Source organism: Sphingobacterium paucimobilis HER1398 (assembly GCF_000416985.1).
Classification (GTDB): domain Bacteria; phylum Bacteroidota; class Bacteroidia; order Sphingobacteriales; family Sphingobacteriaceae; genus Sphingobacterium; species Sphingobacterium paucimobilis.
On record NZ_ATDL01000015.1, the window covers coordinates 201,319 to 217,795 of the forward strand.

Annotated in this window: 11 protein-coding genes; 7 read left to right on the plus strand and 4 right to left on the minus strand. The window is 42.3% G+C overall.

What is annotated here, in order from left to right:
- The first annotated feature begins 32 nt into the window (after positions 1-32).
- From M472_RS33810 to M472_RS33840, 7 genes are all read left to right on the plus strand, one after another.
- Entirely contained in the window at positions 33-617 is a 585-nt protein-coding gene (locus tag M472_RS33810) for an RNA polymerase sigma-70 factor (protein ID WP_021070346.1), read from the plus strand.
- An 89-nt stretch (positions 618-706) separates the two neighbouring features.
- The gene (locus M472_RS33815) at positions 707-1,846 is read left to right on the plus strand and encodes a FecR family protein (RefSeq protein WP_021070347.1); all 1,140 of its coding nucleotides are present in this window, start codon (positions 707-709) and stop codon (positions 1,844-1,846) included.
- Between the two features lie 213 nt (positions 1,847-2,059).
- The gene (locus tag M472_RS33820) at positions 2,060-5,497 is read left to right on the plus strand and encodes a SusC/RagA family TonB-linked outer membrane protein (protein WP_021070348.1); all 3,438 of its coding nucleotides are present in this window, start codon (positions 2,060-2,062) and stop codon (positions 5,495-5,497) included.
- Between the two features lie 4 nt (positions 5,498-5,501).
- A complete protein-coding gene (locus tag M472_RS33825; RefSeq protein WP_021070349.1) occupies positions 5,502-6,893 on the plus strand; it encodes a RagB/SusD family nutrient uptake outer membrane protein in 1,392 nt (463 codons plus the stop codon).
- Between the two features lie 58 nt (positions 6,894-6,951).
- Entirely contained in the window at positions 6,952-8,361 is a 1,410-nt protein-coding gene (locus tag M472_RS44510) for a TlpA family protein disulfide reductase (RefSeq protein ID WP_021070350.1), read from the plus strand.
- A 249-nt stretch (positions 8,362-8,610) separates the two neighbouring features.
- Positions 8,611-10,074, plus strand: coding sequence for an FAD-binding oxidoreductase (locus M472_RS33835; RefSeq protein ID WP_021070351.1), 1,464 nt, complete (start codon positions 8,611-8,613; stop codon positions 10,072-10,074).
- A 66-nt stretch (positions 10,075-10,140) separates the two neighbouring features.
- Positions 10,141-10,533, plus strand: a complete 393-nt coding sequence (locus tag M472_RS33840) for a (deoxy)nucleoside triphosphate pyrophosphohydrolase (RefSeq protein ID WP_021070352.1) — start codon at positions 10,141-10,143, stop codon at positions 10,531-10,533.
- A gap of 195 nt (positions 10,534-10,728) precedes the next feature.
- Here M472_RS33840 and M472_RS33845 read toward each other — a convergent pair whose 3' ends face one another.
- The 4 genes from M472_RS33845 to M472_RS33860 form a co-directional block, all read right to left on the minus strand.
- A complete protein-coding gene (locus M472_RS33845) occupies positions 10,729-11,646 on the minus strand; it encodes a PIG-L deacetylase family protein (protein WP_081643156.1) in 918 nt (305 codons plus the stop codon).
- Positions 11,647-11,734: 88 nt separating this feature from the next.
- Positions 11,735-13,108: an alpha amylase family protein gene (locus tag M472_RS33850; protein WP_031301668.1), complete on the minus strand. Its 1,374-nt coding sequence runs from the start codon at positions 13,106-13,108 to the stop codon at positions 11,735-11,737.
- 29 nt (positions 13,109-13,137) lie between these two features.
- Positions 13,138-14,811 (minus strand): DUF5018 domain-containing protein, encoded by a 1,674-nt coding sequence (locus M472_RS33855; protein WP_021070355.1) that lies wholly within the window; start codon positions 14,809-14,811, stop codon positions 13,138-13,140.
- Positions 14,812-14,823: 12 nt separating this feature from the next.
- The gene (locus M472_RS33860) at positions 14,824-16,467 is read right to left on the minus strand and encodes a RagB/SusD family nutrient uptake outer membrane protein (protein WP_031301671.1); all 1,644 of its coding nucleotides are present in this window, start codon (positions 16,465-16,467) and stop codon (positions 14,824-14,826) included.
- Positions 16,468-16,477: the final 10 nt, after the last annotated feature.

The following is a 16,477-nucleotide window of genomic DNA, read 5'->3' on the forward strand; positions in this document are numbered from 1 at the left end:
GTCTTCCATGTACTGCACATGGGGAAACTGAAATGGCTGATAGGAATTATAAGGTTTACAATGATATAGAACTCGTTGCATTGGTCAAGGATAACGACGAACGTGCCTTCAAAGAGATCTATCAACGTTATTATCCCGTACTGCACGTCCATGCTTTTAAAAAGATCGACGATGATGAAACCATTAAAGATCTGCTACAAGATGTTTTTGTGTCCTTTTGGAAGAACAGGGACCAATCGACCATCAACTACTCGCTGTCGGCCTATTTGTACGCTGCTGTCCGTTACAAGATCACTAATCACATCCTGCAGCAAAAAACGGCCGACAAGTACCTGAACTCGCTACAAGGCTATATCGACCGACATGACCCCATCCAAAGTGATTTTTTAGTCAGGCACAATGAGCTGAACCGGATCATCGAAGCAGAGATCAATGCCCTCCCTCCTGCTATGCGCAAGATTTTCATCCTAAGCCGCGTCGAACATCTCTCGCATAAAGAGATAGCTTCTACACTGTCCATCTCTGATCAGACTGTACGCACACAGATAAAAAATGCATTACGCATCTTGCGCAAGAAACTACCTCTATCCGCATATCTATTTTTACTGGTCAGCTGATTTATTTTATTTTTTTATACCCCCTCCCCCCTACTTATCTGACTTAATACATAACGACGCCTAAAAACCAACGTCATAATGCTAAACTTATGGAGGAAAGCAAGGCTAAGATATTAGCTGAAAGATACAAAAATGGCACCTGTAGCCCTGAAGAGAGAGCACTGGTCGAAAGCTGGTACAATCAACTGCCAACCACTGATCGGCATCCTAATCTGCTGGCGATCCAATCGTCGATGGATGAAGTCTGGGACAGAATACAGAAGTCTACTATAAAACGGACCCGTTGGTGGCCTTTTACGGCAGCGGCCTCGCTTCTCGTTGTCGGGCTGTTCTCGCTCCTATACTTCAGAAACAACAAGCCCATATCTGCTGAACTGGCACAGGATGCCCTACCGGGGCAACAGGAAGCTCGCCTGACATTGGCTAATGGACAGGCGATCCAACTTTCTACCACCCACAAAGGGATCTCCTTTGTGGGATCTGAAATACGTTATAACGATGGGCTGCGCATGTACAACAGTGTGGATCCGCTATCGACACTCTCTGTACCATACCGCTATATCCTGCAAGATGACTTGAACAGTATAGAAGCACCCATTGGTGGCAACTACCAAATCGTGCTTTCCGATGGAACGACTGTATGGCTCAACTCAGGTTCCAAATTGACCTTTCCGTCCCATTTCCAACCTGGTGCTGCACGTGAAGTATCGTTGTCTGGCGAAGCGTTCTTTGCCGTATCTAAGGATCCTGAGCATCGCTTCAGTGTATATACCAAAGATCAACAGATCAATGTACTGGGCACCAAATTCAATGTAAAATCATATCCAAATCAGGAATCGAGCAAAACGACATTGGTAGAGGGCTCCGTGGAAATTGTCAACACGCTATCGGGCAAACACTATGGCGAAAAAGTCGTTTTAAGTGCCAACGAACAAGCTGAACTGAATCCGGTAGGACTGATCAAATCGGCTGCTAACACGGAAAAAAATGTTGCCTGGAAAGAAGGGCTTTTTATCTTTAATGACGATCTACTGGAAGATATCATGTTGAGTCTGTCCCGATGGTATAAAGTAGATGTAGACTATGCGAGCCTACCTCTGCAACGATTCAACGGTTACATCAGCAAAGATGTCAAGCTATCAGAGGTACTAAACATGCTGGAAATAACAGGACGATCGACCTTTAAATTAGAAAACAATACCATCAGAGCATATCCTAAATTCAAGTAAAAATAAATAACTGATCTGTTTGTAAAAAGCTAGCAGTGCGTCAACACTACTAGCCCAAAAAAGGCCAATAAACATTTCATGCGACAAAATGTAAAAAATTAACCCTTAACTCATTTCAAATTTATGAATTTACACAAAGTGAAACAATGTGTAAGGAAGAATTCTATGCTGTCCCATAGAAAAACCTCCTTTCTCCCAAAACCCGCAACACTCATGAAGCTATCTACAGCTCTTTTGACCTTTGCTTCTCTGCAAGTAAGTGCCTACAGTTACTCTCAGCAAGTAAGCGTATCCAAAAAGAACAGCTCGCTTAATCAGGTATTACACGACATTCGCCAACAGAGCGGTTACAATCTGTTGTACGATTCTGATCTGATCCGAAGCAAAGGTTCAATTTCGGTAAACTTTAAAGCGGCCACCCTGGAAGAAGCACTCCACAAAACGCTGGACGGACAAGGCCTTACCTTTTCTATCAAAGACAAAACGGTACTCATCCACGAAGCAAACAGCAACTTAGCTGCCCGACCAACTGTGGGTCAAGAGGAAAGGCCAGTGAGCGGTCGCGTGCTTTCGACAGATAAACAACCTATTCCGGGCGTTGTGATTGCGCTAAATGGCAGTAACCACAAAACACAGACCGATAAAGATGGTTATTTCGTCCTACAAAAGGTACAGGGCTCCGGAAGCATTACTGCATCCTTTATTGGCTATGAGAGTACGACAGCATCTTTTGGCACAAACCAAACTGAAGTAAACTTTACCCTATCTGTCAAGGAAACCAAACTAGATCAGGTGGACGTTGTCGTGTCTACAGGATATCAAAAACTACCGAAAGAGCGTGCTACAGGGTCATTCAGCTTTGTAAACGAGGACAAACTCAAGCTTACCAATATGGGAGCTACTGATTTTGCCAAAGGACTTGAAGGTATGGTGCCCGGACTATTGGTCGGTCCGACGGGTTCTTTAGAAATCCGCGGGTCATCCTCACTCAAGTCTGCTACACGTAATGTACTTATTGTAGTTGACGGATTTCCGGTAGAAAGTGGCAACTTCACCATCAATCCCAACGATATACAGAATATAACGGTACTGAAAGATGCTGCCGCATCATCTATATGGGGTGTGCGCGCCTCCAATGGTGTAATCGTTATCGTAACAAAAAGTGGTATGGCTACTGAAGGAAAGGCGGTATTTGAACTGTCCTCCAACCTGCGGATAGATGATATGCCGGATTTTTCTTTTCAGCGCCCTGCCAGCTCAGCAGATTATATCGACTTCGAGGTAGAAACGATAAAAAAAGGCTGGACCAACTTCAATAATATGGGCAATAGCTATTATTCCCCTGTTACGGAGCTGTTTTACAAAAAGCACTTGGGTCAGTTGACGGACGAGCAGGTAGAACAGGGGCTGAACACGCTGAAGTCCTACAACAGTATGGATCAGCAAAATCTTTTTTACCGAAAAGAGGTACAGAAGCAGGTGAATCTATCGGTACGAGGTGGAACGGAGAAATACAACTTTTTTCTATCCTCGCTCTACACCGACCAAAAGACGACCTTGGTGGGTAACAACAATAAAAGTTTCAACCTGAATTTCAAAAACAGCTTACAGGTATTGCCTAAGCTAAATATATCCTTGGGCGTCAATTCCACTTTTGTCAAAAGTAAGGAACCTAACCCTGGGTATAGCTTTGCGTACACCACTCCTTACCTTCGCTTCTTGGATGAAAACGATAATTACATCCAGCACTCTTCTCGTATTGGAAATCATCTTTTGGCAGACTACTACGACAGAGGCTATCTCAACTGGGATTACAATCCGCTACAAAATATGCGTGGTACCACTAACGAGACTAATAGCTTTGCCTCCCGGATCAATGTGGGTGCAGCGTACAAAATCATGGATGGTCTACAATTCAGCTCGCAGTACCAGACGGAACTCCGATTTATCAATAAGGATAACTTACAAAATATGGACAGCTACTATGTACGCAACCTAGCCAATCTATGGCGTGTGTACGACGCCAGTCGCAATGTATACGACCAGAAGTTTCCTATAGGTCCTATTTTCGATCAGGACAGAAACAAGCAGAACAGCTGGACCTTCCGGAACAGCCTGAACTTTGACCGTCAAATTGGAGCGGATCATGCCATTTCGGCAATCGGGGGGATCGAGCTACGCTCTATATTTTTGCGCAGCAATACCGACCGTTACTACAACTATAGTCCACAAGCACTTACGGTAGATAATTTCAATGCGCTCGCTCTTTCTACCTATACGCTCAATTCCATAGGTGGATACGAATCCTACACTTGGAACCCTAATTTTGTAGAGCGCGAGAATAAGTTCTTTTCGGCCTTTGCCAACGCAGCGTACACTTATCGTTCTAAGTATACGGTCTCAGGAAGCATCCGTACCGATCAGTCCAACCTGTTTGGAACTGATCCTAAATATAGATATCAACCGTTATGGAGCACCGGTATCAGCTGGAATATAGGCCGCGAAGACTTTATGCAGCAAGCCGACTTTCTGAACCAGCTTATTGTACGTGCTACGTACGGTCTTAACGGTAACATTGGTAACTCCAGTCCGTATCCTATTGCATCAACAGGTAAGAGCCATTTGACACAAGAGAACATGCTGACTTTTACCAATCCGGAGAATCAGTACTTACGCCCAGAGAAAACCGCAACGACTAACCTCGGTGTGGACTTTGCCTTATTTAACAGACGCTTGAGTGGTAACTTCGACTATTACAACAGAAGAAGTTTTGACCTGCTGGGCAGCACCTTGCTGGACGCTACGACGGGCTTCTTGTCGGCCGAGCGCAATACGGCAAAAATGACCAATCATGGTCTAGAGCTTAACCTAACGGCCCAGATCCTGAAAGATGCTCCTTTTAACTTGGATGTGGACCTTAATCTGGGCTTTAATAAAAACAAGGTGAGCAGCGTAATAGCGCCAAACAGAATGGCAACTACCTATATCGCTGGTTCTGCACCGATTGAGGGTCTTCCTCTAAGCTATCTTTATGGTTACCGCTGGGCGGGACTATCGGATCAAGGCGAACCACAGATCTATAATGCAGAAGGTGCTATCCAAAGCTGGTCTCAGCCCCGTCTTACGGATGTAAATGCACTGTACTACGCGGGTACGATGGTACCTCCTTTCCATGGCGGTATGTTTGTACACATGCGTTACAAAGGGTTTACATTAAGTCCTCAGTTTACATTTAAAGCAGGGCACAAAATGCGTCTTTCGACACCACGTATGGACATGTATGCTGGTATTACCAGCGATATTGCCAATAGATGGCAGCAACCTGGAGATGAAGCTCTGACGGATATTCCAAGAACGTATAATACCCGCTCCGTAAGTACAGTCTGGAGTGATTACTATCAAAAATCAGATCGTTGGATCGATGATGCTTCATTTATACGCTTACGCTCAGTAACGTTAAATTATAAGTTGCCAACTGGATGGACACAAAAGGTATTTAACGAGGTTAATCTCTCTTTTCAGGCGAACAACTTCTTGCTCTGGTCGGCCAATGCACAAAATTTAGACCCTGACTATGTCACACTCAACTCCGGATCGATCAACTTTCCACCAGTAAAAAGCTATCTCTTTTCAGTTAATTTAAAATTCTAGAAACATGTCAATACATAAAATATTTAAGATTGCCATTATCCCTGCTCTGTTATCGCTGGGATCATGTGACAACTTCTTGGACGTCGTTCCAAAAGGTGTGGTAATCCCGCAGACCCTTGCCGATTACGAAGCGCTACTCAGTGCTCCGCTCGTGGTAACACGCACCTCCAATAATGCTGTATACGCAACCGACGAAATCATTCTTCCTGAAGAACATCGTGCCGGTGCGGGAGGTTACCCAGGCAGACACGCGGTCAACACGTATGACTACCTGCCCGAACACTACGATGTCAGCGAAAATGATGAAGACTGGAACGCAGGATATAAGGCTATCTATACGTATAACACCGTAATCCAAGGTATAGCAGACAATAAGGAAGTCGATCAAACCAAGAAAAACCGGTTAAAAGGAGAGTCTCTGGTACACCGTGCTTTTACTTATCTATCGCTGGTCAATCAATATGCTAAACACTACAGCGGTACAGCAGGTGAAGATCTGGGGGTGCCTTTGCCTATGAAACCAGATATCAATGCCTTGCTGTCTCGCAGTACGGTGGCTGAAGTGTACCAACAGATTGAAAACGATCTATTGGAAAGTATAGACCTCTTGCCTGAAACACCGACCTACAAACAGCGTCCCAGCAAGGGGGCTGCACTGGGGCTTTTGGCACGTATGTATCTCTACAAAGGCAATTGGGAAAAATCATTTGATTATGCCAATCAGACCTTGGCTATAAATAGCTTTTTATATGATTACAATACCTTTTCTTATGCAGACCCGAGCAATAGGTCGGGAGTACTGAATGGTTATCCCACAGCTATAAATGAAAAAAAGCATATTATTTTCAACAAGTATCTGCTTAAAGTAGGAGGTCTTGGATTCCAGTTTTTGATCACACCTGCCCAGTATGCGCTATACCAACCTGGAGATCTGAGAGAACTATTCGGCACGAGCCCCAAAGGCTATACCAGTGCATTGCTGCCTTTTCAAGGCGTATTAGAAATGAATGGCGCTTATGAATATAATAATGGAGGGCTGACCACGCAAGAGATTTACTTGATCCGTGCCGAAGCTGCTGCCCGCCTCAACAAACTACCAGAAGCACTGGAAAGTCTGAACGGCTTGCGTCAACACCGATTTACTACGTCTACTTTTAAAGCTCTGGCAAGTAACGATAAGAACGAGGTATTGGATTGGGTACTTAACGAACGTCGTATAGAACTGGCCTTCCTGGGACACCGCCTGATTGATATAAAGCGTCTGAATCTAGAAGGTCGCAATATCAGTATTGCCCGTGGAGATAAGCTTATACAAGCGAACGACCCGCGAATGGTATTTCCGATACCCGCCAAAAATATAAGTATTAATCCAAATCTGACACCAAATCCCAGATAAATGAGAACAGCGTCCGAAAGATGTTTTTTGGACGCTGTCACTATATCAAAATTCAGTAATGAAGTATATTATCCTACTGCTTACAAGCTTATTGTTTCTACATGCCAGTCAGGCAAAGAGCATCTTACAAGGCAGCTTTCCAAAAGGAACAGGAAAGCACTATACCGTCTACCTCAAGTCCTTGGACAAGACAGTAAGCGACCTGGGTGTTCTCGACGAGGAGATACAGGTCCGTCCTGACAATACCTTTACATTTGAAACCAAGCTTTCAAATCCTGCTTTACTCCATCTTATTGTGGTCAGCGAGTCCGCAGATGGTAATAAGTCCAATATCGTGTCTGTTGTATACCTCGAACCTGGTAAAAAGCTAACAGTCCCTTATAGCCCTATGGGCAATCACTGGGTTCAACCTGACTATAGCGCTATCAAGGACAGAAGCAATCGTGCTCTCCTGGAAGTACAGGCAAGAGCGCTTACGCTGAACAAGGAATTATATGATCTCCCTTTTGACCCTATACACACTAAAGCAAGGATCCAGCAGTTTTATACCGAAAGTGAACGTATCCTAACTTCGAAAAAAATCAATAGCGATGTACAAAAGTATATCCGTTTCTATAGCTTTGACCAATATAACACGGCACTATACCGCTTTGGCATGGAGCTTAAAAACATCTCTGAAAGTGATAAAAGCCGCTATTATCAGCAGGCCGAGGATCCTGTCCCATTTTTCAATGACGAACTTGTATTATCATTTTACAATGGTGTAAGTAACATAGTCAATTACCTTAACCTAGCTACTGATCAGCCCGTGCATAGCCGTCGTAAATCATTAACGCATATCGCACAGCAGAACCAATTGCTGCAGCAGCATCTTTTTAACACGCAGGTCAAAGACAAGGTACTGGAACGCATGTTAAACTCCTTTGGCGCCAGCTATCGCGCAGAAAACAATTTTGAAGAGGACCTGAAGACATACACTCAACTGGCACAACACATTCAAGATACAATGATGAGAGGTGAAACGATTGAAGGTTTTGAAAATCTACGTTATACGCTAAAAGGAGCGAAATGGCCGGATCTCCAGTTTCGCACGGCAGATGGTAGTCTTATTCATCTAGACCAATTTAAAGGCCAATATGTACTGATTGATGTATGGGCATCATGGTGTGTACCCTGTATCAAAATGCTGCCTTACCTACATGAGCTGGAGCAGCAATACAAGGGACAAAACATTGCCTTTATCGCCCTCTCTATAGACGCCGATAAAACAAAATGGCAAAATAAGACAAAAGAGCTAAAGCTTGGAGGGCATCAGCTTTTAGATCAGCAAGGAGCGTTTGCGAAGAAGATGAACATCACGGGTATCCCTCATTATATTTTATACGATCCCGAAGGAAAACTGGTCAGCTACAAAACAGCATTACCGAACAATCCCGAACTGAAAAAACTACTGGACAGCATGCTATAAAAGCTATAAACAGTTAACGTTTGTTAAACAACAACTGGTAAAATCGTTATGGCACGATAATAGCATCTACTTTAGTATTCATAATTTAGGTTAATAATTGGTTAGTTAAAAATCCCTGAAGCTCCCCGCTCCAGGGATTTTTTTGTATTGAACATGATGAAAATTCGCAGACAAATCGAACTTTTCTATGTCTTGGCACAAAAGAAACGGTACAATAAAGGTATATTGCCCAATTGAATATGTAGCGTGATGAAAACAAAATACTTTTGGCTCATTGGGGCAGTCTGCTTCGTACTTTTCTTGTCCATACCTACTTTTCACCTATTGAAAACAAAGTGGAAGGAGGACGGAACTGATGTCGAAATTCCGCAAGGGTATACGAACGATGCCAGTCAGTTGAATCTGACAAAGATGGATACCATTATTGCCATTCCGGCAGATAGAAATCAAATTGAAACGCAGCTTAAGGGCATCTTTAAATATGCTGGAGAGAACGGTTTAAAAATATCGATTTCGGGCGCAAAACACAGCATGGGCGGACACACCATATCACCCGATGGTATCTTGTTGAATATGCTCCCTTATAAGCATATGGAGCTCGATACGGTGAATAACATATTATCCATAGGTGCGGGCGCTTTGTGGGAGGATGCGCTGAAGTATCTCGATGGGTACGGTAAATCTATTGCGATAATGCAGGCCTTTAGCTCTTTCTCCGTCGGAGGATCGATCAGTGTAAATGGGCACGGCTGGCAGAAGGACCTCCCTCCTATATCGAAAAGTGTTCACTCATTTACTATTATGCTGGCTGATGGCAAGGTATTGAATTGTAGCAGAAGCGAAAATCAGGAACTATTCAGGCTGGTATTAGGTGGATATGGTTTGTTTGGCGTAATACTGGATGTGAAGCTCCATGTCGTTGACAATGTAGCGCTGACGTATAAATATATCAGACTATCTCCTGCCAACTATGTAAGCTACTATAAGAAACAGGTGTCTGACAACCCCAATGTAAATCTTGTATTTGGAAGGTTGCGGATCTCGGACAAACATTTTCTAGAAGAGGCTACGCTTAACTATTTTGAGGAAGTAAAGACGGATGTACCTGCGCTACAGCAAGCAAAAAGTACGGAAGCCCAGCGGTTGGTATTTAGAGGTAGCGTAGGCAGCGAATATGGGAAGAGACTGCGATGGGACCTGGAAACGGGCAAGAATAAGGTTTCTAAGAACAGTGTCTATACCAGGAATGAACTGTTAAATGATCATGTCTCGCTGATTGAAAACAAAGATGCGGCTTCTACGGATCTGTTGCAGGAGTACTTTATCCCGGAAAGGCACTTCAACCACTTTATACAGGATATCAAACCGATCTTAAAAAGGTCTACGATCGATCTGTTGAATATCACGATACGTGCTGTCCGTGAGGACAAGGACAGCTACCTGAACTATGCCAGAGAAGATGTATATGGATTTGTGATCCTGTTCAATCAAAAGAAAACGAAAGAACAGGAAGAGGCGATGAAAGAGCTGACTAATGAACTTGTCGATGCTGCCTTGAAAAATGAAGGAACGTTTTACCTGCCTTATCGGTTGCATATCGACAGAGAAAAGATGCGTAAAGCGTATCCGCAGGCAGACAGTTTCTTTGGCCTGAAACGAAAATATGACCCCGCAGAGCTATTTAGCAATAGATTCTATGAGCACTACAAATAGATGGATCAGCAGCTATCTTTCGGGGATTAAGCTACCAGAAGAGAATTTACCTATCTTTGAATCCTCATGCTACACGTAACCTGTGCTATAATAGTCAACAATAACAAAGTGCTGATATGCCAGCGATCGGCGACAATGAAACTGCCTCTGAAATGGGAATTCCCTGGAGGGAAGATCGAACCGGGTGAATCCAAAGAGGATTGCCTACGTCGGGAAATACGGGAGGAGCTGGGAATCGATATTGCTGTCGGCGAGCCACTGACACCTGTAGAACACCACTACCCGACCTTCACGATCTGCCTATATCCTTTTGTTTGCGTCTTAGAATCGATGGAGCTGCAAGTGACCGAACATGCCCAGGCGATATGGGAAGAAGCTGCTGCGCTGCTGAGTTACGACTGGGCAGAGGCTGATGTACCTATCGTAAATGAATACCTGTCGAAGCTGATCAATGGGTAAATACCCCTTCGTTTAAGAAAATATAAACCCAATATAACCTTTGTGTTAATTCACGAGATACACATACTATCGGCATGGGAGTTGCCGTTATAACAGTATTCATAATTTAGGTTAATAATTGGTTAGTTGAAACACCCTGAAGATCCCCACTTCGGGGTGTTTTTTGTTACTGGCTGTGCCTATTTTTATCAAAAATCAGTTTTTCAACATAGGGAATAATTCACGGATATCCTGGTCGTCTACCGTGCGGCCAAACTCGCAGATTTCAAAAGCTTCAATAGTCTTTACATCAGCAGATTGCTGACCATACCATTTTTGTACTACCTCTCTATCGTACGCCTGTATGGTTCCTCTTTTTAAAACGTATTCTTTTAAGATATAATCTAACCGTCCTTCTTTTGTTTCTGGTATATGCACTTTACTCTTGTTGATCCATGGTAGGAATTCATAGACTTGAGATACATGGGCATCTATCAAATAAGCTTTATCCTTAGCAACAGATGTAATATCAATGGTGATATCTGGTTGCGGCCTAATAGGATTGGTATAACGTCCCCTAGTATATAAAAATAGAGGGCTCTGGTTCAGCGCTGGGATATGAGGCAATACATGAGGAACATTGACTAAGAAAGATGCATCTTGGACCAGAAGTGAGGTATATCGATGGTCCGGATGGTAGTCATAAGGAGGGTGTGTTATCACTATATCTGCTTTCCATTCTCTTATTAGACGTATAATTTCCATTCTATTTTTCAAATGTGCCTCCAACTCCCCGTCATTGTTATCGAGAATTTCATATTCACACCTTAATCTTTTCTTTACTTCTTGGACCTCCTTATACCTTCTATGCGCTATCTCATCTTTGGTACCGCTATAATATCCTTTGTTCCCATTTGTTACAGAAACAAATTTCAGTTCATAACCCAATTTTGAAAGTAAAACACTCGTTCCGCCGCTTGTTATCTCTGCGTCATCGGGGTGAGCACAAATTACAATGATTCTCTTTTTCGATATCTTGTCCTCCTGAGCATGTACCAATTTGATACCGATCAAGGATATTAACAAGAAGACAAGGTGTATTTTCAATACTTTATTCATTATGTGATTGGTCATTGCATTCAGAAATTTTCTTTATGTTTAATTAATCAAGATCAGCCCATACGGTGGTTGAATATACCGTAGGGCTGATCTTGACAACTTACTACTTTGCTGCGCTCGCTTTTCTAATTCCCTCTTTAGCAAAAGCCCATTGGTCTCTTTTCTTTAAGTGTATAATATCAAATACAAAACAACCATCTGATGAGTTTGTCGCTGTTACGATCGATTCTACGACTGCTTGATTTACAATATCTCGATCGGTAGTAGCCCAAGCACCATTACCAATATCAATACCTCCAATAACGATAGCATCTGATTTGATTTTATCCTTGGCCTGTAAACAAAAGCCCTGAACGGACCACTCCTTGTCCCCATAAATACGTGTTGGTCCTGCATAAGCACCGATCAATATATAATCCATCAAACTAGCATATCCGTAATCTTTGAGCTTGGATGACGCCCATTTTGGATACGCTTTAGCAGCGTCAAAAGATTTGCTGGCCCAGTTTACTCCTACAGTATAGTATGTACTGTACCATCCGCCCACATACACACTAAAATTCAATTTGGAATTAATTGCTTTCACACGAGAACGTGCTTTGCCCATAAAATCATAAATAGTCTTCGCCCTAAATTCAATCCATTCTTTAAAATATGGTGGTAACTGCGATGGTAATGATGAAGATGCAACCATCTCTCCGGTCACGACATCTGCAGGAAAGTTTGTAAGAGATGTACCGATATATTGTTCAAACTTGGCGCGGGTATAATCAGAAAAGTCACTGTTTAGGTCTGCAAAACGGCCTCTGTCTATAATAATACCATCTAAATCTGGATAATTGGTCGCCAGATCTTCCAATAATCCCAACAAATATTCCTGAACTTCTTCGTGCACAGGGTTAAAGAAAACAGTTTCGCCTGCATCTGCATCTAGCCCATTTTTTATCGTGCCATCTGCCTGCAATAACGAACTCGCCCAGTGTTTCTTCGATGGATCTCTAGCCAATAAACCTGTGTGTCCCAAAGAATTCCTTCGTGAACCTGTAAAAGTATCGAACAGTGCATGGATCTTTAATCCCAGACTATGCCCTGCTTCTATAAAAGCTTCCAAATAATCCCATTCGGCAGTCCGATGCAGCTGACGCTGGACACCATTGTCCCAGTAAGAAAGCCATTTCACCTGATCAACTTTATCTGTTTTGAACAATGCGTCTCCATTGGTTGGTCTAACCAATACTTGTATATCTGTAAAACCAGCGTCTTTTGCCAATGTCAAATCTCGAAGAATATTTTCTTTGCTATTGGCATAATCTGGAAAATTTGCACTGGCATCAATACAAATAAACCTTGGCTTATCAGAATTATCTACAGGGGACTCTTGATCCCACTCCCACTCCCATGTCTTCTTAGATGCTGTACAGAAAGAAAAACTCATGATACATGACAAATAGAAGAATAATAAAATCGCTCTTTTCATATCTAAAAATTTAATAGATTAAAACTTTGTTACATTTTAATACAGTCAAACTGATAACCAACAACATAACCATCTGTAAACACAAAATACACGTATAAGTAATAGCCATTGTCAGACACACGCATGAATACATCTGATGAACTACCTTTTAAAGATGTACTGATGGATCGTGCACCAAATGTGTTGTCTGACTTCCAGAACAGGGGCTCGATGCCAGCTGCCGCCTCTAGATTGCCGACTAATTTTGATGGGTTTGTTGCGTCTAATAAGAACACGCGATCTCCTCCTCCAAATGTTTGAGAATTGGTCCAATCGATAGCTATATATGTTGCATTATTGAATGCCTTCAAGTCAATGGCATTAGCCAAGAAATTGCCGTTGTTAAAGTGTACTCTACTGTCAGGCTTGCGCTTATTGGTAACTCCATCAATCCAAGACAAGTAATTGGAATATGCATATACATAGTAATCTGCATTAACATCTGTATTAGAAGAACTGATTACGTCACTACTATTATTCCAGGTACCTGTTAAACCATCGATCGTGACAATTTCAGGTGTTTGGTTCTGTACTATACCACCAACAATCTTCCATCGTGCAAATTTGGTCGTTCCGCCGGTAAGAGGTGCCGTAAGTATTGCGTCACCATCGACACTACCATTTATAGAGAATCGTTTTCCCATGCTGTTGGTTGTTGGATAATTAATAAGAACTTCAGGTGTGCCATGGATAGAATTGAGTTTCCAAATATTAAATGAAGACCCGGCCTGAGGGGTCATATTACTAACTAAAATATTACCATCATTATCTGATGTAGCATAGTAATTGTTATTTACTCCTTTTATCGCACCTAAGTTGATTTCTCCTAATTTTTCTCCTGTCAGGGCGTGTAGATATGTACTATTCTGCCCACTGGAATTAAGCACTAGATAGTTTTCAGACAGTGATATCCCTCTAGTCACTGCTGGAGCAATCCCTAAATCGGCTGAAAGCTTCTTAGCAAACAGAAGGCGACCACTTCCTGAACGTATACCATATGGGATCTTTTCTGGGATAGCTTTTTTCACAGTATATGTCTTCTTTGCGACGCCGTCATGAGCCGTCACAGTTAACTGCTGATCCTGATTATAGTCCAGTGCCGTAGTTCTGGGATCTGGTGAAACAGCAGCATGATAAGAAAGGGTTACGTCTGCTTTTTCTAAGCTTGAGAAATCTTCTGCAGAAATCAGATAGATCACACCTTCGGCCTCATTGATCACGCCCGATAAATTATAACCTGGCAGTTGAAAATCGGTGATTGAGCACGCATTGCTTTTCTTGATCTTTCCTTTTATAGTATACTGCTTACGCTGTTTTTTTTGGTCTATAACGGTTATTTCTGTCTGTTTAGTAAGATCTAGAAAAAGCAATAAGGGCTCAATGACGACATTGTCGTCTAAATTTGCTTTAGCTTTCATTTTACTAATCATCTCTTCCGTAACTATATTGGTACTGTTTTCAGGAAAATAATATGGGATATCAATTATTATTTCGGTTCCCTCTTCTCCAACAAGTGTTGTAAAATCACCCGTTTTATCCGTAAAAGAAACGGTTATACTATTAATTCCATTTCGCGAAACTGGAGGGATTAATTCATCTGGTTTATGACATCCTGCAACACCTATCAGTGTAAACAGGATAATAAAAAATATGTTTTTCATCATTTTCTATTCTTTTTATTTCCACTCGTCATATTGTTCTATTGCAGAGTTATTCAAGAACTCCGTATTGGGAATTGGCAGGACGTAAGTCTTTTTCAAAAACTTCCGATCTTGAAGATCACAATCCACATATTCGTATATAAAGCCAGTCCCGCTTTTAGATATGCGCATACCATGCGTACGGAAACCATTATAGTCGATGTGTGCTAACTTCCAACGCCGCATATCCCAATATAAATGTCCTTCATAGGCCAATTCTATCTTTCTTTCTTGTCGAATGGCTTCCATAAGAGGCTCACCTGTCAAGCCCTGTTTAGGGGGCAGGCCTACTCCTGGTCGTTGGCGAATGGTATTGATGTCTTCGACCGCTGTACCAATATCTCCCAATCGATAAGATGCCTCTGCTCTATTTAAATAGACCTCTGCCAACCTTAGTTCTACCCATGATTGGGTACTATTTCGAGTATCTAATGTTACGTTCGATTCGTCTAGGAGCTTTCTCAGGTAATAGCCGGTAGTGGTTCGTCCTTCGGAACGCGGATGTTCTGTATAATCCATATAACGACCATTGGTACCGTCAACACTATTTTCCATTGTTTTGCCTTTCCAGATTGAACCATTGTATATAATAGTCGCATGGAATCTAGGTTCCAATTCGTCGTAGGGCGGTCTAGTTGTTGTACCTTTATCAACATGCCACGGTGACCAATTCACTTGATGTCCTAATTTATTTTCGTAAGACTCTACCATTTCTTGCGTCGGTGTGGCTGCTCCACCAAGGTTAGGCATTTCGGCAAAAGGTGCGTAATATTTGTCAAAATCATGATTGGGTCCGCCGGCTGTTGCCAAATAGTTGTACTCCAATATTGACTCACTATTTGCACCTTTCCATGAATCGGCATAATTATCCATAAGTTGATACTTATTTAACCTCAAAACAGAATCAGCTGCATCTTTTGCCAACTTCCATCGCTCTGCATAAAGCATGGCTCTGGATTTCAATGCAAATGCAGCTCCTTTGGTAACTCTTTCTTTGTTTTTGTTGTCCCAACTTTTTGGCAGGTTAGAAGCGGCAAAATCAAGATCTGATGCGATGAGATCCCAAGTGTCCGAAGCAGAAGACTTATTTTTGTCTTTCACCAAATTCATGTCCGTATAGAGAATCACTCCTCCATGTCGCTTGGCCAGCTGAAAATATAGGAAAGCCCTAAAAAAACGAGCTTGTCCTTCAAACAAGAGATTATCCCGGGTTGACAATTCAGAGTACTTTTCTAAGCTTACCAAAAATTCATTTACCCGACGAATCCCTGTATATGCCGCTCCCCATGCTCCTAAGAAGCCACCATTGGGATCAAACCGTTCGGGTTGAAAAGCCAGTATATTAGCGGATCCGTATCGATCTCCGGTTACATATGATCCATATTTTAAGGTTTCCGTCAATCCTTCAGTGAGATTACCTGAAGATTGCTGACTGCCAAAATTTCCCCAATCGTGTATATATTTATAGAATGAATTAACATATAAGGTTACCGTCTTTGAATCTTTCCAAACCACTTTATCGGAAATACGATCAGTAGGTACAGTATCGAGGAATTTGGAACAAGAGGAAAGCTGGGTAACTATAACCCCTAACGCTATCCATAGATATCTTTTTTTCATCTTCATTATT

Excerpts from the sequence above, each read along its gene's own strand:
- M472_RS33815 (WP_021070347.1), top strand. The coding sequence starts at position 707 with ATGGAGGAAAGCAAGGCTAAGATATTAGCTGAAAGATACAAAAATGGC.
- M472_RS33850 (WP_031301668.1), bottom strand. The coding sequence starts at position 13,108 with ATGAAAAGAGCGATTTTATTATTCTTCTATTTGTCATGTATCATGAGT.
- M472_RS33855 (WP_021070355.1), bottom strand. The coding sequence starts at position 14,811 with ATGATGAAAAACATATTTTTTATTATCCTGTTTACACTGATAGGTGTT.
- M472_RS33825 (WP_021070349.1), top strand. The coding sequence starts at position 5,502 with ATGTCAATACATAAAATATTTAAGATTGCCATTATCCCTGCTCTGTTA.
- M472_RS33860 (WP_031301671.1), bottom strand. The coding sequence starts at position 16,467 with ATGAAAAAAAGATATCTATGGATAGCGTTAGGGGTTATAGTTACCCAG.
- M472_RS33840 (WP_021070352.1), top strand. The coding sequence starts at position 10,141 with ATGCTACACGTAACCTGTGCTATAATAGTCAACAATAACAAAGTGCTG.
- M472_RS33845 (WP_081643156.1), bottom strand. The coding sequence starts at position 11,646 with ATGACCAATCACATAATGAATAAAGTATTGAAAATACACCTTGTCTTC.
- M472_RS33820 (WP_021070348.1), top strand. The coding sequence starts at position 2,060 with ATGAAGCTATCTACAGCTCTTTTGACCTTTGCTTCTCTGCAAGTAAGT.
- M472_RS44510 (WP_021070350.1), top strand. The coding sequence starts at position 6,952 with ATGAAGTATATTATCCTACTGCTTACAAGCTTATTGTTTCTACATGCC.
- M472_RS33835 (WP_021070351.1), top strand. The coding sequence starts at position 8,611 with ATGAAAACAAAATACTTTTGGCTCATTGGGGCAGTCTGCTTCGTACTT.
- M472_RS33810 (WP_021070346.1), top strand. The coding sequence starts at position 33 with ATGGCTGATAGGAATTATAAGGTTTACAATGATATAGAACTCGTTGCA.